At 71.4% G+C, this 21,703-nt stretch carries 19 protein-coding genes; 12 read left to right on the forward strand and 7 right to left on the reverse strand.

Going from position 1 to position 21,703, the window contains the following annotated elements; genetic code table 11:
- Window positions 1-223: 223 nt before the first annotated feature.
- From F6J84_RS13825 to eccCa, 10 genes are all read left to right on the forward strand, one after another.
- The gene (locus F6J84_RS13825; RefSeq protein ID WP_150893815.1) at window positions 224-538 is read left to right on the forward strand and encodes a WXG100 family type VII secretion target; all 315 of its coding nucleotides are present in this window, start codon (window positions 224-226) and stop codon (window positions 536-538) included.
- A gap of 34 nt (window positions 539-572) precedes the next feature.
- Window positions 573-863 (forward strand): WXG100 family type VII secretion target, encoded by a 291-nt coding sequence (locus tag F6J84_RS13830; protein ID WP_238702522.1) that lies wholly within the window; start codon window positions 573-575, stop codon window positions 861-863.
- A 91-nt stretch (window positions 864-954) separates the two neighbouring features.
- The gene (locus F6J84_RS13835; protein ID WP_150974367.1) at window positions 955-1,368 is read left to right on the forward strand and encodes a hypothetical protein; all 414 of its coding nucleotides are present in this window, start codon (window positions 955-957) and stop codon (window positions 1,366-1,368) included.
- Between the two features lie 3 nt (window positions 1,369-1,371).
- Entirely contained in the window at window positions 1,372-2,694 is a 1,323-nt protein-coding gene (locus F6J84_RS13840) for a S8 family peptidase (RefSeq protein WP_150974368.1), read from the forward strand.
- The gene (locus F6J84_RS13845; RefSeq protein ID WP_150974369.1) at window positions 2,691-4,073 is read left to right on the forward strand and encodes a hypothetical protein; all 1,383 of its coding nucleotides are present in this window, start codon (window positions 2,691-2,693) and stop codon (window positions 4,071-4,073) included. Before F6J84_RS13840 ends, F6J84_RS13845 begins: the two co-directional genes overlap by 4 nt.
- Before the next feature lie 41 nt (window positions 4,074-4,114).
- Window positions 4,115-4,432, forward strand: a complete 318-nt coding sequence (locus F6J84_RS13850; protein ID WP_150974370.1) for a WXG100 family type VII secretion target — start codon at window positions 4,115-4,117, stop codon at window positions 4,430-4,432.
- Window positions 4,433-4,434: 2 nt separating this feature from the next.
- Window positions 4,435-4,728, forward strand: a complete 294-nt coding sequence (locus tag F6J84_RS13855) for a WXG100 family type VII secretion target (RefSeq protein ID WP_150974371.1) — start codon at window positions 4,435-4,437, stop codon at window positions 4,726-4,728.
- A 145-nt stretch (window positions 4,729-4,873) separates the two neighbouring features.
- Window positions 4,874-6,250 (forward strand): hypothetical protein, encoded by a 1,377-nt coding sequence (locus F6J84_RS13860; protein ID WP_191905686.1) that lies wholly within the window; start codon window positions 4,874-4,876, stop codon window positions 6,248-6,250.
- Window positions 6,247-7,317, forward strand: a complete 1,071-nt coding sequence (locus F6J84_RS15585; protein ID WP_191905687.1) for an RDD family protein — start codon at window positions 6,247-6,249, stop codon at window positions 7,315-7,317. Before F6J84_RS13860 ends, F6J84_RS15585 begins: the two co-directional genes overlap by 4 nt.
- The gene (gene eccCa / locus F6J84_RS13870; RefSeq protein WP_150974372.1) at window positions 7,314-11,285 is read left to right on the forward strand and encodes a type VII secretion protein EccCa; all 3,972 of its coding nucleotides are present in this window, start codon (window positions 7,314-7,316) and stop codon (window positions 11,283-11,285) included. The genes F6J84_RS15585 and eccCa overlap by 4 nt, the downstream gene beginning before the upstream one ends.
- Window positions 11,286-11,294: 9 nt before the next feature.
- Here eccCa and F6J84_RS13875 read toward each other — a convergent pair whose 3' ends face one another.
- Both F6J84_RS13875 and F6J84_RS13880 read right to left on the reverse strand, forming a co-directional pair.
- Window positions 11,295-11,723, reverse strand: a complete 429-nt coding sequence (locus F6J84_RS13875) for a DUF1801 domain-containing protein (protein WP_150974373.1) — start codon at window positions 11,721-11,723, stop codon at window positions 11,295-11,297.
- Between the two features lie 60 nt (window positions 11,724-11,783).
- Window positions 11,784-12,488, reverse strand: a complete 705-nt coding sequence (locus F6J84_RS13880) for a GNAT family N-acetyltransferase (RefSeq protein WP_150974374.1) — start codon at window positions 12,486-12,488, stop codon at window positions 11,784-11,786.
- A gap of 236 nt (window positions 12,489-12,724) precedes the next feature.
- Here F6J84_RS13880 and F6J84_RS13885 point away from each other — a divergent pair, with 236 nt between their 5' ends.
- Complete coding sequence (locus F6J84_RS13885) at window positions 12,725-14,128, forward strand: MFS transporter (protein ID WP_150894318.1); 1,404 nt, start codon at window positions 12,725-12,727, stop codon at window positions 14,126-14,128.
- 20 nt (window positions 14,129-14,148) lie between these two features.
- Window positions 14,149-15,642, forward strand: a complete 1,494-nt coding sequence (locus tag F6J84_RS13890; RefSeq protein WP_150974375.1) for a peptide MFS transporter — start codon at window positions 14,149-14,151, stop codon at window positions 15,640-15,642.
- 156 nt (window positions 15,643-15,798) lie between these two features.
- Here the strand turns inward: F6J84_RS13890 and F6J84_RS13895 are convergent, their stop codons facing one another.
- From F6J84_RS13895 to F6J84_RS13915, 5 genes are all read right to left on the reverse strand, one after another.
- Window positions 15,799-16,821 carry an ABC transporter permease gene (locus F6J84_RS13895; protein WP_150974376.1) on the reverse strand — a complete coding sequence of 341 codons (1,023 nt, stop codon included), beginning with the start codon at window positions 16,819-16,821 and terminating at the stop codon, window positions 15,799-15,801.
- Entirely contained in the window at window positions 16,818-18,428 is a 1,611-nt protein-coding gene (locus F6J84_RS13900) for a sugar ABC transporter ATP-binding protein (RefSeq protein ID WP_150974377.1), read from the reverse strand. Before F6J84_RS13900 ends, F6J84_RS13895 begins: the two co-directional genes overlap by 4 nt.
- Entirely contained in the window at window positions 18,425-19,573 is a 1,149-nt protein-coding gene (locus F6J84_RS13905) for a sugar ABC transporter substrate-binding protein (protein WP_191905688.1), read from the reverse strand. The genes F6J84_RS13900 and F6J84_RS13905 overlap by 4 nt, the downstream gene beginning before the upstream one ends.
- 205 nt (window positions 19,574-19,778) lie before the next feature.
- On the reverse strand, window positions 19,779-20,558 hold the full coding sequence (locus F6J84_RS13910) for an SDR family NAD(P)-dependent oxidoreductase (RefSeq protein WP_191905689.1): 780 nt from the start codon (window positions 20,556-20,558) through the stop codon (window positions 19,779-19,781).
- A 112-nt stretch (window positions 20,559-20,670) separates the two neighbouring features.
- Complete coding sequence (locus tag F6J84_RS13915; protein WP_150974380.1) at window positions 20,671-21,633, reverse strand: LysR family transcriptional regulator; 963 nt, start codon at window positions 21,631-21,633, stop codon at window positions 20,671-20,673.
- Window positions 21,634-21,703: the final 70 nt, after the last annotated feature.

Genomic DNA, 21,703 nt, shown 5'->3' on the forward strand with positions numbered 1-21,703 from the left:
GGGCAGTCTAGTTCGCCCGGATAGGGGGCAATTGCCCCTTGTGCGTGTGTGGACGCGGTGTTTCGTCAATGTGAGAGAAGTCTCATCGCACACGCCTGTCAAGAGCTTGCGGGCGTGATCGCCGAGTCCATACCGTTTAGTCCGGTTGGTTCATACGCCTCCTCTCGTCGAGCGCGGCCGACCGACAGCAACGCCCATCGAACAGGGAAGAGGGGGGACACCCGTGGCAGACACGATCTCCGCTGAAGAGGGTGCGCTCAAGCGCGGCGCTCAGGCAGTGAACACGGCCAAGGCCGGCATCGACCAGCAGGTCAAGAAGGTCCGCGGCGAGATCGAACAGGTCGCCGGCTTCTGGACCGGCGCCGCAGCCGGTGCCTACACGCAGCTCATGCAGCGCTGGAACCAGGAGACGACGAAGCTCAACGAGGTGCTCGTCACTCTCGAGGACGCTCTGGCAGGAACCGAGCGCGACCAGGCGGCCTCCGAAGAATCACACCAGCAGACCATCTCCGGTCTCTCGTCGATGATGGGCTCCTGACGCCTCGCGGCGCAGGGAAGAAAGGGTTTCGAACATGCAGTCGATGTCAGTCCGTCCGGAGCAGGTCATCGCCCTCGCCCAGCAGATCCGGGGCGGTGCCAACGGGATCAAGTCCCAGCTGGAGACGCTCGAGTCCGAGGTCGGCAAGCTCCGCGCCTCCTGGAACGGTGAGGCCCAGCACGCGTACGACGACGCGCAGCGCAAGTGGAACCAGTCGCTCATCGCGCTGAACACGCTGCTGGAGCAGATCTCGTCGAAGACCGAGGAGATCTCACAGGGATACGTCTCGACCGACAAGTCGGCCGCAGGGCGCTTCGCCCTCTGACGCACGTCCTCTGCGGGTCGGCGGCCGGGATGCGTGCGCATCCGGCCCCGGCCCGCAGCTTCTGTTCCGACACATCCGGGGGATGACAGCAATGCGAATCAGCATCGACGGGGAATCGGCCCACCACTATTCGTCGCGCCTGCGGCAGCAGACCGCCAGCATGCCGGACCCCGCCGCCGTGCGCGAGGTCGTGGGGAACCGGTCGGAGTCGGCCGCGGCGAACGTGACCGCGCGCCTGCAGAACGCGGCCCGCAGCATCGCGCGGCACACCGGGTACATCCGGGGGACCGTCGCGCAGAACGCCGAGGCGCTGACCGAGACGGTGGCCCAGCTCCAGGACACGGACCGGCTGAGCGCGAGCGAAGCGGCGAAGGGCACCGCGATCATCGACGGCATCGTCGTCAGCGAGACACCCACCGCTCCGCCTGCTGCGCCCGCCGCACCCGGCACGCCTTCGCAGACCGCCGGTTCCACCGGCTCCCCTATGCACGCCCGCGGCGTCTGAGCCGTGTCCCGCACCTCCCCGGCATCCCTGCCATCCCGTCCGTCACCGCGTCGCGCCCGGCGCCTGCTGGTGGGTCTCGCGATCGCCGCGACGATGACCGCCGGCGCCGTGCTGCCCGCCCAAGCGAGTGAGAACGGCCAGTGGTGGTACGAGCTGTACGGCGTGCCCGCGGCGCACGCGGACGGATGGACCGGTGAGGGCGTGAAGGTCGCCGTCATCGACGCGGCGATCAATCCGGACCTGCCGGTCTTCGAGGGGGCGGACCTCACGGTCGACGAGACCCCGGTCTGCCTCGACAAGCCGGTGGTCAGCGCCGACTTCTCGCACGACGCCAACCACGGGTCGACGATCACCGCTCTGCTGATCGGCAACGGCGAGGGCGGGGGCGCCATCCGCGGGATCGCCCCCGACGCCTCGGTCACGTTCTACGGCTGGGGCGTGGGCGCTTTCGACGGCGAGGACGCCTGCCCGCTCCCCGCGGAGGTGGAGGAGCGCGGGCTGACCGGCGGCGGCTGGGCGCTGGAGCGCGCGATGGCCGACGGCGCGGAGATCGTCACGACCTCCATCGCCTCGTCCTCGTTCTCCGCGGCCGATGAGGAGGTCATCGCCCAGGCCATCGCCCGGGGGGTCGTCTTCGTCTCGGCCATCTCCAACGACGCCGCGGGGGATCCCCTCGCGAACTTCCCGAGTGCGTTCAACGGCGTGGTCACCGTGAACGCCTTCGACGTGGACGGGAACCTGCAGACCGACGCGCAGGGCACACCGGTCATCGACAACGAGGTGACGGTGGTCGCGGCCGGTGTCGACATCGACACCGTCGGAACGGCGACGGGCGGCTGGGCGGACACCATCCCGGTCACGGGCTCCTCGCTGTCCGCGCCGATCGTCGCGGGGATGCTCGCCGTCACGTCGCAGAAGTACCCGGAGGCGGGCGGCAACCAGCTCATCCAGTCCCTCATCCACAACACCTGGGCGGACGACCACGAACTCGAGTACGACCCGACCGGCGGCTTCGGATACGGCGCCGCGTCGCTCGGCCACCTCCTTCGTGTCGATCCCGCGCAGTACCCCGACGAGAACCCGATCATGGACCGCCGGTTCGGCGGGCCGTCCCTGGATCAGATCGCGCAGTATTCGTCCGAGGCACCGGCGGCGACGCCCTCCGCGGACCCCTCCGCCCCCACGGCCGACGAGGACGCGCCCGGCTGGGTCGTCCCGGTCGTCATCGGGGCCGTCGTACTGCTCATCGTGATCGTCGGCGCAGTCATCCTCACCATCGTCCTGGTGAGACGGAGCAAGAAGAACCCGAACGGAGGCACACCGTGAGCGAGTGGGAGAACCGCCTGCGCAACCTGGCGCACGGGGGAGAGTCCTGGGACCTCCCCGCACAGGAAGAGTTGGATGCGGCGCTGGAGAGCCTGCGCCCGGTCCTGAGACGCGCCGCCACCGACCATGGCTTGACCGGCGAGTCCGGCCTCGCCGCCTCCGAGAGCCTCAGCGAGGCCGCGAAGGAGGCGGCCCGCCTGAAGAACTACCTCGTCCAGGTGAAAACCTACGTCGCGCGGGCGAACGAGCTCCGCCGCGACGCCGCGACCCGGCTCCAGGAACTCGGCTCCGGCGGTCTCACCCCGGAGCAGGAGGCCCTCGTCCGGGGTGCGGCGACCGGTGCCACGATCCCGCTCGGACCGATCTCGATCATCGCCGGCGAGGGCGCCGTGCAGGCGGCGAACTGGTTCTTCGGCAATCGCCGGGAATCCCAGGCGCAGAAGGCCGTCGAGGAGATCAGCGATCGGCTGGACGGCTTGACGGCGCCCGAACCGCTGGAGCCGCCGCCGCCCGTCGGTCCCGGGGGCACCGCGTACGACGGCCCGGAATACCAGCCCGTGCCCGTACCGCCGCCCGGCAACCGCAGCTTCGAGAACTACCCCAACTTCAACGTGAACCCGATGGACCAGGGCTCTCCCGGATCCGGGGGCGGCGGGGCCGTGATCGTCCCCGTCCCCGGGCAGCCGCCCGTCCTGGTGCCGCAGCCGCCGGTGACCACCACGCCCACGCCGCCGGTGTTCCCGACGCCCACGACGCCCACGCCGCCGGTGTTCCCGACGCCCACGACGCCCACCGTGCCCGCACCCCCGGACCTGACGCCGGACGGCCCGATCTCCGGCGGTGTACCGGGCCCGGGCACCCAGGTGCCCTCCCCCGGTGGACTCGGCGGCGGAACCGGCGGCCTCACCAGCGGACTCATCGCCGGCGCCGGCGGAGCCGCGGCACTCGGCGGGCTGGGCCGCGCGGCGGCCGCAGGTGGGTTGGGACGACTCGGCGGCCTCGGCGGCCTGGGCGGCGCGGGTGGCGCGGGCGGACTCGGCGGATCGGGCGGAGCCGGCGGGCTGGGTCGCGCCGGGGGCATGGCGGGCGGGCTCACCGCCAACGCCGGCGGTGCCGGAGCCGGAGCCGGGTCCGGAACCGGCGGCGGGATGCTGGGCGCCCGCGGCGGCGGCGCGACCGGCGCGGCCGGTGCCGGCGCCGATGGCGGAGCGGGACGCGGCGGCACCGCGATGATGGGCGGCGGCGGCGCTCCGGCAGGGGCCGGCGGCCGGTCCGAGAAGCAAGGCCGAGGATTGGGCGGACCGATCGCCCCGAAGATCGAGGACGACGAGGACTTCGGCCCGCGCTCCGAGAACGCCGGCGCCGGGGGAAGGGACTGACCGATGCACGAACGTCGAGCACAGATCTGTGAGGGGCAGTCATGAGCAAAGAGATCTCCGCCGCCGAAGGGGCGCTGCGGCGCGGCGCCGAGGCCGTCGCGGGAGCGCACATCGACATCGCCGACAGCACCCGGCGCGTGCAGGCCGAGCTGGATCAGATCCTCTCGATCTGGACGGGCGACGCGGCACGCTCGTACTCCGAGATGATGCAGACCTGGACGAGCGGCGCGAACCGGATCAACGCGACGCTGGTCCACCTCGAGACCGCGCTGCGCCAGACCGAGCGCGATCAGAGCGCGCTCGAGGATCAGCACCGGTCCACCATCGGCGGACTCGGCGCGATGATGGGAGGAGAGTGACCATGGGCGACCTCAGCATCTCCCCCGCGGCGTTGACGGCATCGGCCGCCGAGCTCCGGCGGGAGAGTCAGCGGATCGAAGCGGCGCTGCGCAGCCTCGAGCAGGAGGCCGCCCGGCTCCGCGTGAACTGGGATGGCGCCGCCCGCGTCGCCTACGACAACGCGCAGCGGCAGTGGTCCGCGACGTTCGAGCAGATGAAGACGGTGCTCGGCAGCATCGCCGCCTCGACCGAGCAGATCGCCGACGGCTACGTCGAGACCGACCTCCATTCCGCGAAGCGCTTCACCCGGAGGTGACCCGCCCGCGGCCGATACGCTGGGCGGACCGCGACGCCTGCTTTCCCCGGGGGGATGACACACCGATGACCAGCGCCCGTGACGGAGTCGCCGCGCCCCGGCGCGCGCCGTCCGCCAGTGTGCCGCCGACGGAAGCCGCCGACCGGTGACGACCGAGGTGACCGAGCGCCGCCGCATCGCGATCGTCGACGGGACGCAGCGCCATGACCTGCTGCTGCCGCTCGATGCGACCCTGAACGAGGCGCTGCAACGCATCGGCGTCCGCCCCGAGGTCGGCCGCGACGTGCTGATGGAACGGGACGGGCGCGAGGTGAGCCCGCTGCTGCGGGCGGAGGAGGTCGCCGACGGCACCGTCCTCGCCGTGGTGGATCTCTCCCTCCGGGCGGCGCCGCGCGCACGGCGTCGAGGCCCCGCGCCGGGCGACGGTCCCGGGGAGGCGATCGGGGCATGGTGGGCGGCTGTGGGCATCGGCGTGCTGCTGTGCGCGGTCTCGCTGTGGGCACCGTCGGCCTTCGATCCGGCTCTGCGCCTGGCCGTCGCGATCGTGGCCGGCATCGGTGCGACGCTCACCGGCCTGTTCTTCTCCGCGCGTGCCCGGTCGGCGCGCCCCGGCGGACATCCGGCCATCATCGCCGTCCTGCTCCTCGCGTTCGCCGCCGGGGTCACCGCGGTCCCGGCGTTCCCAGCGGCCACGACGACGCTGGCCGTCTTCGTGGGACTGCTCACGGCTGCGGTGCTCGCGGGTGTCCTCCGACTCGTCGCCCGGCCCGCAGCGCTCCGGGCGGAGTACGGCACGAGCACCGCCCTCCTGCTCACCCTCGCCATCGTCTGGGCCGTCGCCCTCCTGATGCATCTGGATGCCGGCGCAGCGGCGGCCGTCACCGTCGGGTTGACCCCCGTCGCCCTGCGGGTGCTGATGGCGAGCCTCGTCGACGTGCCGCCCGGCATGTTCGTGGACTACGGGCGCTACCAGTCCACCCGCTGGAGCGTGCGGCAGACCCTGCCGGAGGAGATCACCTCGATCGGGACCTCGGACGCGCGGGAGCTGGTCGCCCGTTCCACGGGACGTCTCCTGGCCGGCACCTTCATCCTGAGCGTCGCGGCCGCCGCGTCCGCCCCGCTCGCCGTCCCCTCGTTCGACTCCTCGGACCCGCTCGTGATGGCAGGACGGATCGCGCTGGTGACGACGACGACGCTGGCTCTGCTCCTGGGCGCTCGGCGGTCCTCCATCGCGTTCCTGCGTTGGATGCCGCGTTCCGCGGCCGCCGTGCTGGTGGTCGTCGCCGTGCTGGCCGCCACCCGCGACGCGGGCGAGCTGCAGATCACGGTGCTCGCCGGACTCTGCCTCGCGTTGGGCGTCGCGGCGGGATTCGCCGTGATCCCGGCGGGCCGTGGTGCGAACTCGCTGTTCTGGTCGAAGGTGGGCGACGTCGTGGAGTGGATCGCGATCGCGTTGTCCCTTCCGGCGGGGCTGCTCGCCGCCGATGCCATCGATACCCTGCGTGGAGTGATGAACGCATGAGCCTGCCCCCGCTCGTCACCGGAGAGCCCGCATCCGTCGGCGCCCGGCTCGCCGCCTTCAGCATCGACGCGGCGATCGTGATCACCCTGACCGGAGCGGCGTGGGCCGTGACCGCCTCCGCGGTCTTCGGGCTCGCGATCGGCGCCGAGGCGCTCCTGGCCCTCTGGATCCTGCAGGCCCGCACGGGCGTCGGTCCCGGCAAGGCACTCCTGGGACTGCGGGTGATCCGGGAGGACGCCCCGTACTCTCCGGGCGCCGGGCGCTCCTTCGTGCGCGGGTCCCTCGTCGCCCTCGGGGGCCTCGTCTTCGCCGTCGGCGCATGGGCGGTGCAGGCCACCGCCGCCTACGACCGGTCCGGCCTGCGGCGGTCGTGGGCGGACCGCGCCGCGCAGACCGTCGTGGTCGCCGTGCCGCGCAGGTCCCGGGACCCCCGGGGACCGCGCCACGGGTCGTCGGCGGAGCCGCTGTCGCTCCCCTCCCCCACCGTCGTCGCACGCCCCTGGTCGCCGGGCGCCGCGGGAGCGGCCCGCGCCGGGAACGCGTCGCCGGTGCAGGCCGCGCCGGAGTCCGCGGTCCCCCTCGCACCGCACTGGGGAGCACCCATGCCCGCAGCCGCGGCCGCGGTGCCCGCCGGCACCGACGTCGACACCACCGGGCAGCCCGCCGCGCGCCCCTCCGGCGCCGTGCCCCTGGTCCCGGACGGCGCGGAGGCCGTCCCCACGGGCGAGCTCCTCCTCGTCTTCGACACGGGTCAGCGGGTGCAGCTCCCCGTGCCGGTCGCGGTGAACCTGGGCCGGAACCCGGAGCAGACACAGCCCACCGACGCGGTGCTCGTGGTGCACGACCCCGATGCGAGCGTCTCGAAGACCCATCTGCGGCTCGAGCACGACCGCTCGGGCACCTGGGTCACCGACGCCGGGTCGACGAACGGGACCGACCTCATCGACGACGACGGCGCGGCACGCCCGCTGACGCCCCTGACCCGCACCTATGTCGACGACGAGACGCGCATCCGCATCGGGAACCGCGTCTTCACCGTCAGCCGCCTGATCGGAGAACCCTCGTGAGCAAGGGGCCACGCCTGGCACCGCCATCCGTACCCAGCGGCCGCATCGTCGTGCAGCCGCCGCCGGAGCTCGTGCCCAACGAGGGTGGCAGCAGCATGCTCACCTCGCTGCTGCCGATGCTCGGCAGCGTCGGCGCGATCGTGATGGTGACGATCTCGAACGCAGGTCCCACCGGATTCATCACGGGCGGGATGTTCCTGCTCTCGTCCCTGGGGTTCGTCGCCGTCAACGGATGGCGCCAGAAGGCGCAGCGCACCGCCCAGGTGCTCGGTAACCGCCGCGAGTACCTGGCGTACCTCGCCGAGCTGCGCGAGACGGTGCGCACCGCCGCACGCAAGCAGCGCCGCCACGGCGGGTGGATCACGCCCGCCCCCTCCGCTCTGCCGTTCATCGCGGAGGAGCGCACGCGCGTCTGGGAACGCCAGCCCGGAGACGAGAACTTCCTCCTCACCCGCATCGGGACCGCCGATCAGCCGCTGTGCATCACGCTCGAAGCCCCCGAACTGCCGCCCTTGGCGCAGCTCGACCCGGTGGCCGCCTCCGCTGCGCACCGGTTCATGCTCACGCACGAGGTGCAGCCCGCACTCCCCCTCGGGGTCACCCTCACCGATCACGCGAAGATCGAGATCGTGGGATCGGATGAGGAGGCCGTGCGCGCCCTCGCCCGGGCGATGGTCATCGGAGCCGCGACCCTGCAGGACCCCGAGGACGTCATCGTCGCGATCCTCGCCGGTGAGGCGCAGCTGCCCGCGTGGGAGTGGACGAAGTGGCTGCCGCATGCGCTCTCCTCCCGCGCCGCCGACAAGCTCGGCCCCGCCCGCCTGATCGCCTCGTCGCTCGACGATCTGGAGGACCTGCTCCCGGCCGGCCTGCGGGAGCGCCCGCGGTTCGGGCGCGGCGGCGGCGTCACCCCGCACGTGCTCCTGGTGGTCGACGGGGTGCGACTGCCGATCGGCGACCCCGTGGTCGGCGGCGACGGGATGCTGGGCGTCACCGTGATCGAGCTGCCCAGCCGCTGGTCCGAGCTGGAGAACCCCGACGTCCTGCGCATCGCCATGCCCGCCGCGGAGTCCGCGGACGCCGGGGCGGAGCTGATCGACCTCACGACGGGAGCGCGGCCCTTCACCCCGGACACGACGACGGTCGCCGAGGCCGAGGCCACCGCCCGCCGGCTGATGCCCCTGCACACCAACCCGACCGCTCTCACCGACACCGCATCCGCCCTGCAGGGTCAGCGCGAGCTCGTGGAGCTGCTGGGTCTGCCGGACGTCCGCGAGATCGACTTCGACCGCGCCTGGTCCGGACGCCTGGAACGCGATCGGCTGCGCGTGCCGATCGGGCAGGACACCGACGGCGTGCCGCTCATGCTCGACCTCAAGGAGGCGGCCCAGCAGGGCATGGGCCCGCACGGCGTGATGATCGGTGCGACCGGTTCCGGCAAGTCGGAGGTGCTGCGCACCCTCGTGCTGGCGCTCGCACTCACCCACTCCCCCGAACAGCTCAACTTCGTCCTGGTCGACTTCAAGGGTGGTGCCACGTTCGCCGGCATGGCCGGGATGCCGCACGTCTCCGCCATCATCACCAACCTCGGCAGCGAGCTCGCGCTCGTCGACCGCTTCCAGGACGCCCTGCAGGGTGAGATCGTCCGGCGGCAGGAACTGCTGCGGGCGGCCGGCAACTTCGCGAACGTGTCGGACTACGAGAAGGCGCGCAAGGGCGGGCGCACCGATCTGGCGCCCCTGCCCGCGCTCCTGATCGTCGCGGACGAGTTCTCCGAGCTGCTGGCGGCCAAGCCGGAGTTCGTCGAGAGCTTCATCAACATCGGCCGCGTGGGCCGTTCCCTGCAGGTGCACCTCCTCCTCGCCTCGCAGCGTCTCGAGGAGGGCAAGCTCCGCGGCCTCGACACCTACCTGTCCTACCGGATCGGTCTGCGCACCTTCTCCGCGGCGGAGTCGCGCACGATCATCGGGACGCCGGACGCGTACACCCTGCCGCAGGAACCGGGGGTCGGTTATCTGAAGGCCGACACCGACAACCTGGTGCAGTTCAAGGCCGCCTACGTCTCCGGGACCCCGAAGACGAAGATCCGTGCCGGTTCCGCCACCGGCGCGGAGAGCACGGACGACGGCGCCCGGATCGAGCTGTTCACCGCCGCCCCGCAGCCCCTGGAGATCGTCGAGGAGAGCTCCCGGCCGGTGCGCGAGGACGTCCCGCAGCCGGCCGAAGAGCGCTCGACCTTCCAGATCGCGGTCGAGCGGATGTCCGGACGCGGCCCCGCCGCCCACCAGGTGTGGCTGCCGCCGCTGACCGACCCGGCATCGCTCGACGAGCTGATGGCGGACCTCGTCGAGGACCCGCAGCTCGGACTCGTCTCCCCCTCGTGGCGCGGCGCCGGCGCACTCACCGTCCCCCTCGGCATCGTCGACGTGCCGCTCGAGCAGCGCCGCGAGCACCTGGTGGTGTCCCTCGGCGGCGCGGCCGGCCACGTGGCGATCGTCGGCAGCCCGCTCAGCGGCAAGTCGACCCTCGCCCGCACCCTGGTGAGCGCGCTCACCCTGACCGGTACCCCGCAGGAACTCCAGTTCTACGTGCTCGACTTCGGTGGCGGCAGCTTCACCGGCCTGCAGCGGCATCCGCACGTGTCCGGGGTCGCCACCCGCACCGAGGCGGAAGCGGTCCGCCGCACCGTGGCCGAGGTGGAGTCCATCATCGACGAGCGGGAGGGGTTCTTCCGCAGGAACGGCATCGACTCGATCGACACCTACCGCCTCCGCCGCAGCCAGGGCGTGGTGGACGACGGATACGGCGACGTCTTCCTCGTGGTCGACGGCTGGGCGACACTGCGGACGGAGTACGAGGCCCTCGAAGCCCGCATCCAGACCATCGCCGCACGAGGGCTCAGCTTCGGCGTCCACGTGATCGTCACGGCCAACCGCTGGCTGGAGATCCGGGCGAGCCTGAAGGATCTCATCCAGACCCGGCTGGAGCTGCGGCTGGGCGATCCGTCCGACTCCGAGATCGACCGCAAGCAGGCCGCCAACGTGCCGGCGGGCCAGCCCGGCCGGGGACTCAGCGCGAAGCGCCTGCAGATGCTGTCCGCGCTCCCGCGCATCGACGGGTCCTCGGACGTGGGGGCGCTCGTCGACGGGGTCGAGGACATGATCGCCCGGGTGAGCGCGGCCTGGCGCGGCGCGCCCGGACCCAAGCTCCGCCTGCTCCCCGAGCACATCGAGCTCGACGAGCTCCGGACGGCGGCGGGCGCGGCCGACCCGCGGATCCTCCTGGGCGTGGACGAGGCGCAGCTCGCCCCGTTCGGCATCGATCCGGTCAAGGAACCGCACCTGTTCGTGTACGGCGACTCCGGCATGGGCAAGTCCGCCTTCCTCCGCGGGGTCGCCCAGGAGATCATGCGGCGGTACGGCCCGAACGAGGCGAAGATCTTCGCCGTCGACTACCGCAGGTCCCTGCTCGGCGAGATCCCGAGCGATTACCTGGGCGCCTACCTCACCTCGCACGAGCCCGCCTCGAGCGGGATGGCGGAGCTCGCGGCGTTCTTCTCCGGCCGCATCCCCGGTCCCGACGTCACCCCGGAGCAGCTCCGGGACCGCAGCTGGTGGAAGGGCGCGGAGGGATTCGTTCTGGTCGACGACTACGACCTCGTGGCGACGAGCCAGGGGAACCCGCTCGCCGTGCTGCAGCCGTTGCTCGCCCAGGCGGGGGACCTCGGCCTGCACGTCGTCCTGACCCGCCGGACGGGAGGCGCGAGCCGCGCCGCTTACGACCCGATCATCCAGCGGTTCACGGACCTCGGCGTCACCGGCATCCTGCTCGGTGGCAGCCCCGAGGAGGGGCCGCTGATCGGACGGGTGAAGGCCGTCCCGTCGGTGCCCGGACGGGCGCAGATCGTCAGCCGCGAGCAGGGCCTGATCACGGCGCAGCTCGCGTACTCTCCCCCGCGGCTGGGGTGAGAGCGCCGCTCAGTCGATGACGGTGAGCACCGCGTCCACGGTCTCACCCGCGGTCACCCGCGCGAAGGAGGCGGCCAGGATGCGGCGGAGGACGTCCGCATCCACCGCCCCCAGGTCGCTGAGGTAGAGGCAGCCGACACCGGTGCTGTGCACGCCGAGCTCGGCGAGGTCGGCGGAGTGCGCGTCGATCCCGTCGAGGAGATAGATCGTGCAGGCACGCTTGCGCGGTGCGAAGCCGAGGATGGGTGAGTCTCCCTCGGTACCCGCCGGATACCGGTAATGGCAGGCTCCGAACCCGACGATGCCGCCGGCCCACAACTCCGGCTCGTGGCCGGTGACCTCGGACAGCAGGGCGCGCAGCGCTTCCGCGTCACGGCGGCGCGCTGCCGGCGTGACCTGGGCAAGGGTCGCGGCGACGTCGCCGCCCGTGCGATGCATACCGCCAGTGTGGCAGAACCCACCCCGCACGCGGGAGCAGGCGGGCCGAGCGGGTGGACGTCAGCGGCTGAACAGGTATCCGCGCTCGTCGAAGGTGACGATCCGCAGGCCCTCGGCGAGGTGGCCGCGGATCTCGTCGCGGACGATGCGGCGCCACGTCGCGGCCGCGATGGGTGCCTCCGCCCGCATCCGCTCGATGTCCTCCGGCACGGCGACGGCGGCCGCGATGTCCTGCGGCGGCACCACCACGGCGCCGGGGCCGTCGAGGCCGGGAGCAGGGTCGCCGATGGACCACTCGACGAAGATCCGGTCGGTCTGGTCGCCCCGGTTCACGCCGTCGTCCATCGACCCGTAGTGATCGACCAGGTAGGCGGTCGCGCGCGCCCCCAGCACCCCGAGGTTGAAGCGGGCGTTGCGGCCGACGAGCGGGTCGAAGGTCCAGGTGATGCGTTCGATCCCGCGTTCCCGGGCCCAGTCCCGCTGATGCCGCTTCATGACCTTCCCCAGGCCCCGGCCGCGATGGGAGGACAGGATGCCCGTGACGTGCGAGTGCAGCACGAGGTCCGCGGGCGGTCCGAAGAAGCCGACGGACGCACCCACCATCCGCCCGTCCTCGTAGAGCCCCACCGCGTAGTTGCCCGCGTAAGCGAGGGCGATCAGCGTGTTCGACGGTACGGCGTCGTGGTCGCCCTGCCAGACGGCCCGCAGGACGGCATTCGCCTCGGCCACCTGCGCCGGCGTCTCGAGGGGGCGGATCTCGGTCATGCGCCCGTATCCCGGGCGTCGTCTCGGAGCAGCTGACGTGCCGGCATGTCCCCTCCTGGAATCTCCGCGGGCCTACGCCGCCCACCCTACGACCCGCGGCGCCGCACCGAGGGGACGGCACGGATCCGGAGATGAAGGTTCCGCTGGGCGGTGCGGTGCGACCACCCCCCTGGTCTCGGAGATAGCCTGATCGGATGGCTGAACGGGATGAGAACAGGCGGAGGAAGCTCACCCGGATGCCTCGGCAGGGAGCGATCGTCGCCGTCCTCGCGATCGCCGGCATGGCGTCCTCCTTCATGTTCACGCTGGTCGTACCCATCCAGGCGAAGCTGCCCGAGCTTCTGGATGCGAGCCGAGACGACACCGCCTGGGTCATCACCTCGACGCTGCTCGCGTCCGCCGTGATCACCCCCATCGCCGGCCGCCTCGGCGACATGTACGGCAAACGCCGGATCGTCCTGGTGCTACTCGCCCTCCTCGTGCTGGGCTCGGTGATCGCCGCACTGTCGACGGGGATCATCGGCGTGATCGTGGGACGCACCCTGCAGGGGGCGGTCTCCGGTGTGATCCCGCTCGGCATCTCGATCCTCCGGGACGTGCTGCACGAGAAACGCGTCGACCCGGCCATCGCCCTCATCAGCGCCACCCTCGGGGTGGGCGGGGCGATCGGCCTCCCGATCAGCGCGATCGTCACCCAGTACGCCGACTGGCACGTCCTGTTCTGGCTGGCGGCCGGGCTCGGCGCGGTCGTCTTCGTCCTGGTGCTGTGGATCGTGCCGGTGAGCGTCCTCCGGACGGCCGGCCGGTTCGACCTCCTCGGCGCGGCCGGTCTCAGCGTGGGGCTCATCGGTGTGCTGCTGGCCGTGTCCCGCGGGAACGAATGGGGGTGGACCTCTCCCGCGATCCTGGGATGCGGACTGGGCGGGCTCCTCGTGCTGGGCCTCTGGGGCTGGTACCAGCTGCGGGTCCCGGACCCGCTGCTGGACCTGCGCACGGCGGCACGCCCCGCCGTGCTGTTCACCAACATCTCCTCGGTCGCGATGGGATTCGCCCTGTTCACCTCGAGCGTGGCGTTCCCGCAGATGCTCGAGCTGCCGGTCGAGACGGATGCCGGCTTCGGCCTCTCCCTCGTGGCCGCATCCCTCATCGTGATGCCGTCCGGGCTCGTGATGATGGTCCTCTCCCCGCTGTCCGGACGCCTCTCCCGCACCTTCGGCCCCAAGCTCCTACTGGTGCTCGGGGCCATCGCCCTCGTCGCCGCGTACTCGTTCACCCTGCTGTTCGTCAGCGAGGTCTGGCACATCCTGGTCGCCAACATCCTGATCGGCTTCGGCATCGGCTTCGGCTACGCGGCCATGCCGATGCTCATCATGCGCTCCGTCCCGCAGTCCGAGACGGGTGCCTCGAACGGACTGAACGCGCTCTGCCGGGCGCTGGGGACCAGTACCGCGGCAGCCGTGATCGCCGCGGTGCTCGCCGGCAACACCCGGCCGTTCGAGGGTGTCCCGATCCCCACCGCCGACGCGTTCCACCTGGCGTTCGTGCTCGGCGGCCTCGTCGCGCTGTTCGCCCTCGTCGTCGCGCTGCTCATCCCGAGCCGGCGCGATCCGCACGAAGCGCACCCCTCTCTGCCGCACTGAAGCCGGAGTACCGTTACCTCATGAGCGAGGCGAAGGACGGCGACACCGCCACTGCGGACATCTACGCGACCAGTTCCGACGGCGACACCCGGTTCTTCGGGCAGCCGTGGGCGCTCGCGCATGTGTTCGGCGTCGAGATGTGGGAGCGCTTCAGCTTCTACGGCATGCAGGGCATCCTGCTGATCTACCTGTACTACACCGCCGCCGAAGGCGGACTCGGCATCGACAAGTCCGTGGCGACCGGAATCGTCGGCGCCTACGGCGGCGCCGTCTACCTCTCCACGATCCTCGGCGCGTGGATCGCCGACCGCCTACTCGGCTCGGAGCGGGTGCTGTTCTTCAGTGCGTGGGTCATCATGGCCGGGCACATCGCCCTCGCCCTCATCCCCGGGGTGCTCGGCGTCGGCGTCGGCCTGGTGCTGGTGGCGCTCGGCTCGGGCGGGCTGAAGGCGAACGCCACCTCCGTGGTGGGCACGCTCTACTCCGCCGAGGACACCCGCCGCGACGGCGGGTTCTCCCTCTTCTACCTCGGTATCAACCTGGGGGCCTTCTTCGGCCCCCTGCTGACGGGGCTCCTGCAGACCACGCTGGGCTTCCACTGGGGCTTCGGCCTCGCCGCCGTCGGCATGGGCATCGGCCTCATCCAGTACTCGATCGGCCGCAAGGGCCTTCCGGCCGCCGCGCGGATCGTGCCGAACCCGCTGCCCCGCAGCCGTTACGGGATGTGGGCGGGCATCGCCGTGGCAGGCGTCGCGGCGATCGTGCTGCTGACCGTGACCGGCGTCATCCGAGCCGACAACCTGGCACTCGTGGTGATCCTCGTGACGGTCGTCGCCGCCATCGCGTACTTCGTGGTCGTGCTCTCCTCGCCCCGCATCGAACCGATCGAGCGGTCCCGTGTCTTCGCGTTCATCCCGCTGTTCATCGTGAGCGTCGGCTTCTGGTCGCTGTACCAGCAGCAGTTCACCGTGCTCACCATCTACTCCGACGTGCGCCTGAACCGCGACCTGTTCGGGTGGGAGATGCCGGTCTCGTGGGTGCAGTCGATCAACCCCATCTTCATCATCATCCTGTCCGGCGTCTTCGCCGCCGTCTGGACCAAGCTCGGGTCCCGCCAGCCGTCCACGCCGGTGAAGTTCGGGCTCGGCGCGATCATCATGGGTGCCGCGTTCCTGCTCTTCCTCGTCTGGGCGAACGGGGGCGAGAACACCACCCCGCTGCTGGGCATCATCGGCATCCTGTTCGTGTTCACCGTCGCCGAGCTGTTCATCTCCCCGATCGGGCTGTCGGTGTCGACGAAGCTCGCCCCGGCCGTGTTCCACACCCAGATGATCGCGCTGTTCTTCCTGTCGGTCGCGCTCGGCACCGCGATCGCCGGCGAGCTCGGCAAGTTCTACGATCCGAACGATGAGGTGCCGTACTTCACCATCCTGGGCTTCGTCGCGATCGCCCTGGGTGTCGCCCTCGTGCTCTGCGTGAAGCCCGTGCTGAAGCTCATGCGCGGCGTGCGCTGACCCACCTGCCCCACCCGACGGCCCCACGGCGCCGGCCCGGCCGCCGTGCCGTCACGCACAACGGCGGAGACCCGGGCCGACACCCCGGCACGGATGCTGCCGGGCCGGGGTGTCGCCGATGATCTCCGCCGTTGTGCGCGGGCGGGAGGGGTGGGATCAGCTACCGGTGCGCTTGCGGCGACCGAGGTAGGTGGACAGGCCGACGGCCGCGAGCAGCGCGGCACCGTTGAACACGTTCGACGCCCAGCCGCTCGCCCCCGACAGGGCCAGACCGCTCACCGACACCGACACGAAGATCGCGCCGACGATCGTGCCGATCACGTTGAAGAAGCCCGGACGGATGGCGGTCGCGCCCAGGAACACCGCGGCCAGGGCCGGGAACAGCAGCGAACCGCCGTCGATGGCGCTGGCGCTGCCCACCCGGGAGAGCTGCAGGACGCCCGCGCAGCCCGCGATGAAGCCGGCCACGATGAAGCTCCACCACACGTTCTTCGTCACCGGGAGGCCGACGAGCTTCGCCGCGGTGGCGTTCGATCCGATGGCGTACAGGGAACGGCCGAACGGCGTGTGCGTGAAGAAGTACCAAGCGATCGCCGCGATCAGCAGCGTGATGAAGAACACCACCGGGATGCCGAGCAGCCGCGTCGAGCCGAACTTGATGAGAGCGGGGTCGATCCCGCTGACGAAGGTCTGGCCCCCCGTGAACCAGCTCATGAGCCCGGCCAGCAGCATCGACATACCGAGCGTCGTGACGAACGGGCTCATGTTGAGCCGGGTCACGAAGAAGCCGTTCACGACGCCCACCAGGGTGCCCAGCACGAGCGACACCACGATCGACAGCCACAGGGGCAGCCCGAAGACCGACATCAGGCCGGCGGTCATGACCTGCGTCATGATGGCCACCGCGCCCAGCGAGAAGTCGAAGTACCCGCAGACGAGCGGGAACAGCGCGGCGATGGCGATCAGGGCGACGACGGCCTGGCTGCCCAGGATGACGTTGATGTTGTTCATCGTCGGGAACGACGCCGACGACAGCGGGAAGAACGAGAAGAACGCGAACACGACGATCGCGAGCAGCGGCAGCGCGAAGCTCTCCAGCAGCCGGACCGGCGTGGGCGTGCGCTTCACCGGGATGGAGACGGTCGCCGTGGAGGGCGGGGTGCTCGTCTGGGTGGTCATGGCGTTGCCTCCGTGGGGGCGTCGTGAACGGTTTTCTCGCGGAGGACCAGGCTGGTCAGCCCGTCCACGTCGAGGGTGCCGGCGGCGACCTCGTCGGAGATCCTGCCGCGGCTGAGGACGAGGGTGCGGTCGCACAGCGCGTGGATCTCACCGAGATCGCTCGAGGCGACGATGACGGCGCAGCCTTCGGCGGCGGCGGCGCGGATGATGGCGTAGATGTCGGCGCGGCTCATGACGTCGACGCCCTGGGTGGGTTCGTCGAGCAGGAGCAGGTCCGGCGTGCGCTGCATCCACCGGGCGAGGACCACCTTCTGCTGGTTCCCGCCGGACATCGAGGAGAAGAGGGCGTCCGGTCCGGCGACCTTGACGCCGAAATCGGAGATCAGGGCCTGCGCCGTGCTGCGCTCCCGCCCGCGGGGCATGAAGCCCTTCGACCAGTTCTCGGACAGCCTCGCCACCGCGAGGTTCTCGGTGACGGACTGGTCGGGGAACGCGGCCTCTCCGGCCCGGTCCTCCGGCACCAGCGCCACGCCCGCCGACATGGCGTCCCCGATGGTCGCCGGCGCGTACGGGGCGCCGTTCAGCTCCATGCGTCCCGCCTCGGGCGCGTGTTCGCCGAAGATCATCTTGAGGATGCTGGAGCGGCCGGATCCGACGAGACCGGCGAGTCCGAGGATCTCCCCGCGGTGCACGGTGAGGTCGACGCCGCGCACCGGGCCGCCGCGCAGCCCCGAAACGGAGAAGACGGCCGTGCGCTCGGCGTGCGCCGCCTCGCCGGTGGGGCGCAGTGCCCGCACCGATCGGCCCGCCATGATCTCGATCAGCTCGTCCTCGGTGGGCGATTGGGCGACGAGCTCTCCGGCGACGCGGCCGTCGCGGTAGATCGTGTAGTCGTCGGAGACGGCCAGCACCTCACGGAGCCGGTGGCTGACGATGATGACCGTCTGGCCGAGTTCGGCACGACGGCGTACCCGCTCGAGGAGCAGCTCGGACTCCTGGGCCGCCAGGCGCGCGGTCGGCTCGTCCAGCACGAGCAGGAGCTCCTGCGACGCGTCCTGGTCCTGCAGCGCACGGGCGATGGCGACCATGGTCTGGTCCGAGGGGCGCAGGCTGCGGACGGGCGTGCGGGGGTCGACGTCCAGCTCGTACTCGTCGAGCAGGGCGGCGACGCGCGAGCGCAGGCCGCGCCAGTCGATGCGGGGGCCGCGCAGCGGATAGCCGTTGTCCAGGGCGAAGTTCTCCTCGATCGACAGGTCGTCGAACAGGCCGAGGTCCTGGTGCACGAAACGGAGTCCCGCGTGCTGGGCTGTCGCCGGCGTGTAGCCGCGCAGGTCGGTGGGGCGCCCGAAGATCTCGAGCTCGCCCGCATCCGCCGCGTACACCCCGGCGAGGATCTTGATGGTGGTGGACTTGCCCGAGCCGTTGCCCCCGAGGAGCGCGTGCACCGTGCCGCGGCGCACCCTCAGGGAGACGTCGTTGAGTGCGCGAGTGCCGGAGAAGTCCTTGCTGAGGTGACGGATGTCGAGCGCCAGGTCCGCGCCACCGGGCGTGCCGGGAGCGGCGGAGGTGTTCTCCGCCGCTCCCGGGTTCGTCATCGCGTCGGTCACTTGCCCCACGCTTCGAGGAACTTCGACTTCCAGTCGATGTTGCCGTCGTACGGTCCGGACTTCGGCATGTTGTGGTCCTTGTCGACCACCTGGACCGTCTGGCCGATGTACGCGACGTCCTCGCCGGCACGGGCGCGGATGGCGGTGTCCACGGAACCCCAGGACTCCCAGACCTGCGCCTGGCCGACGGTGGCCGTGATGCCGGGCTGACCGTTGCGGATCATGTCGAGCGCGCCCTCGGAGCCGAAGCCACCGACGACGACGAGCTTGTCCGCGAGGCCGGCCTGATCGATCGCTGCGGCGAGGCCGTTCACGAGGTAGCCGTCGGTCGGCATGACGAGCGAGTTCGCGTCGGGGTTGGCCAGGAGGACGCTGACGACCTTCTGGTTCAGGGTGCCGTCGGCACCCTCGGAGTCGGAGACGTCGACGACCTCGACGACCTCGCCGCCGCCGAGGGCCTTGAGCTCGTCCTGGAAGGCCGCGGTCACCATGCCGCCCCACGGGTTGCTGGTCATGTTCACCACGACGGTCTTCGGGTCGCCGTCGGTCTTGCCGAACACGTAGTCCGCCTGCAGCACGCCCATCGCCATGAAGGGGCTCGGCACAGGTGCGTCCTCGAGCCAGAGGCGCTGCGAGTCCCACAGCTGCGGGGAGCAGTCGTCCACGCCGCCGCCTCCGACGATCGTGATGCCGGCGTCCTTGGCCTCCTGGAACGCCGCGGCCGCGGCACTGCAGGAGATGCCGACGGGGATGAGGACGTCGGCGCCGCCGGCCACCGCCTGGCGGATCGCCGTGGCGAAGCCCTCGGGGTTGAGCTTCCCGTCGACGATGGTGGAGTTCCATCCGGCCGTCTCACCAGCCTCGGCCATGAACGACGCGGGTGCGGAACAGGTCGCGATGGCCTCGCCGCACGACATGATGTAGAGGTTGAGCCCGTCCTCCGGTGCGACGGCGGCGAGCTCGGCCAGGTCGGAGCCGATGCCCTCGTAGGCGCGGTCGAGAGCGGCCTGTGCCTCGGCGCTGATCTCGGCTGCGGGTGCGGTGGTTTCCGTGGTGTCGCCGGCGTCGCCGCTGGAACAGGCGCTGAGGGCGAGTGCGAAGGCGGCCACCCCGGCCGCGATCGCGAACTTCTTCTGTGATCTCACGAGACACTCCTGCTGTGTCAGGAGGCGAGGACCGAGCTGTCGGCGCCTTCGCCTCTTCGGGTACTGGCTTCTATGCCAGCGCTTCATCACACCAGGCCGCCGACGCGCGCGGAACGCAAGGGGCCCGATGGCTGCTATCGGCGAGTTCGATGAGAAGGGGCGCGGCCCCGCGGGGCGGAGGGCCACCGGGATAGCGCGGTGCGGGTCAGTCCGCGATGAGCGTCCCGCCGTCGATGACGATGTTCTGACCGCTCACGAACGCGCCTCCCCACGATGCCAGCCAGACGACCGTGGCCCCCACCTCCACGGGGTCGCCGAAGCGCCCGAGCGGGGTCTTGGCCAGACGGACGGCGGCCGCCTGCGGGTCCGCGGTGATCGGCCGGGCGAAGTCGGTGGCGATCACACCGGGCGACAGGGCGTTCGCACGGATGCCGCGCGGACCCCACTGCACCGCGATGTTGCGGGCGAGCTGGGCGTTCGCGGCCTTCGTCACGCCGTATCCGCCGATCACGCTGTTCCCGCGGAGTCCGGCGAGACTCGACATGACCAGGAAGGTGCCACCGCCGCCGTCCGCCATCACCGGGAGCGTGTGCTCGGCCAGCAGGGCGACCGATCGCACGTGCAGCTCGTACATCCGGTCGAGCCGGTCCAGCGGGTCGGGCGCCGCGGGGTCGTCCAGCGCCACCCCGGCGTTAGCGAGCACGGTGTCGATGCGTCCCCACCGGGCGACCGTTCCGGCGACGAGATCACCGAGTGCACCGGCATCCGTGACGTCGCAGTCCACCCCGCTCGCGCTGCCACCGGCGGCGGTGATCTCCTCCGCCGCGCGCCGTGGTTCGCTGCCGGCGAGCCCGGCGATCACGACGTGCGCCCCGGCGGCGGCGAGCGCGTCGGCGCATCCGCGTCCGATACCGGTCGCACCGCCGGTGACGATCGCCACCTGCCCTTCGCACGAGAACATGGCGTGCAGCGCGCTCTCGATCATGGTCGTCCTCCCGTCCCGCCGGGCGCTCCGGCGGACGTGCCTCACGCTAGGGAGACGATGCGGGCGCGCGAAGCCTGCGGCCGGGATACCAGCCATCGCCCGTGCGTCCGCGTCAGCCGGCGGGCCGGTCGCCCCACCGCTCGGCCTCGGCGTCCGGATCGGTGTCGGAGCCGAACTCCACGCGCTCGGCGACGGTGCGGAGGATGCCGAGGAACCAGCGCAGCGCCGGCTCGTTCGTGCGGGACGGGTGCCAGAACGCGGACTCCACCAGGGTGGACAGCTGCAGCGGGATGCGGGCGATCTGCAGATCGAGATCGTCCGCGTACCGGTCGGCGAGACGCGCCGGGACGAACCCGAACATGTCGGTTCCGGACACGAGGAAGGGTACGGGCAGGAATCCCGAGACGCTGCGTGCCACCGGCGGCCGGACGGATGCGGCGGCGAGCGCGTCGTCCGCGAACATCACGACGTGCGGGGCGAAAACGACCTGCACGTACGGAAGCTCGGCGAGGTCTTCGAGGGTCAGCGCACCGTCCTTGAGACGGGGATGATCACGCCGGACGATGCAGGTCATGGCGTCGGAGAACAGGGACTGACGCTTACCCGGCACGCCATGCGCGGCGGAGGCGATGGCGACGTCCTCGCGGAGGAGATCGACCGGTCCGATGTTGTTCAGTGACCCGAACTCGACCGAGACGCCGGGCGCCTCGGTCTCCAGCACCCGCAGCAGTGGGGCGGTCATGACGGACAGCGCGTAGTCGGATGCGGTCAGCCGGAACTGACGATCGCTCGTGAGCGGATCGAACAACGGCCGCAGGTTGAACGTCCGCCCGACCTCGATGACGGCCTCGCGCACGATCGGCTGGAGGGCGAGGGCGCGCGGGGTGAGGGTGAAGGTGCGGCCGCTGCGCACCAGGAGCGGGTCGTCGAGGAGTTTGCGCAGCTTGGCGACCGCCCCGCTGACGGCGGGCTGGGTCAGTCCGATCGCCTCGCCGGCCCGGGTGAGGCTGCGCTCGGTGAGGATCGCGTCGAAGACGACGATGAGGTTGATGTCGATGTCCCGCAGATCACCCATGCTGTCGAATTCGCCCCTCCGCGCCCCGGACTCAGCATAGCCAACCGGCCCGCGCGCCCGCGGAGGGGCG

This window comes from Microbacterium caowuchunii, from assembly GCF_008727755.1.
GTDB classification, from domain to species: Bacteria; Actinomycetota; Actinomycetes; order Actinomycetales; family Microbacteriaceae; genus Microbacterium; species Microbacterium caowuchunii.

Bases quoted from the DNA above. Each gene is read 5' to 3' on its own strand.
- F6J84_RS13830 (WP_238702522.1), top strand. From the start codon at position 573: ATGCAGTCGATGTCAGTCCGTCCGGAGCAGGTCATCGCCCTCGCCCAG.
- F6J84_RS13835 (WP_150974367.1), top strand. From the start codon at position 955: ATGCGAATCAGCATCGACGGGGAATCGGCCCACCACTATTCGTCGCGC.
- F6J84_RS13850 (WP_150974370.1), top strand. From the start codon at position 4,115: ATGAGCAAAGAGATCTCCGCCGCCGAAGGGGCGCTGCGGCGCGGCGCC.
- F6J84_RS13855 (WP_150974371.1), top strand. From the start codon at position 4,435: ATGGGCGACCTCAGCATCTCCCCCGCGGCGTTGACGGCATCGGCCGCC.
- F6J84_RS15585 (WP_191905687.1), top strand. From the start codon at position 6,247: ATGAGCCTGCCCCCGCTCGTCACCGGAGAGCCCGCATCCGTCGGCGCC.
- F6J84_RS13875 (WP_150974373.1), bottom strand. From the start codon at position 11,723: ATGCATCGCACGGGCGGCGACGTCGCCGCGACCCTTGCCCAGGTCACG.
- F6J84_RS13880 (WP_150974374.1), bottom strand. From the start codon at position 12,488: ATGACCGAGATCCGCCCCCTCGAGACGCCGGCGCAGGTGGCCGAGGCG.
- F6J84_RS13885 (WP_150894318.1), top strand. From the start codon at position 12,725: ATGCCTCGGCAGGGAGCGATCGTCGCCGTCCTCGCGATCGCCGGCATG.
- F6J84_RS13890 (WP_150974375.1), top strand. From the start codon at position 14,149: ATGAGCGAGGCGAAGGACGGCGACACCGCCACTGCGGACATCTACGCG.
- F6J84_RS13895 (WP_150974376.1), bottom strand. From the start codon at position 16,821: ATGACCACCCAGACGAGCACCCCGCCCTCCACGGCGACCGTCTCCATC.
- F6J84_RS13910 (WP_191905689.1), bottom strand. From the start codon at position 20,558: ATGATCGAGAGCGCGCTGCACGCCATGTTCTCGTGCGAAGGGCAGGTG.
- F6J84_RS13915 (WP_150974380.1), bottom strand. From the start codon at position 21,633: ATGGGTGATCTGCGGGACATCGACATCAACCTCATCGTCGTCTTCGAC.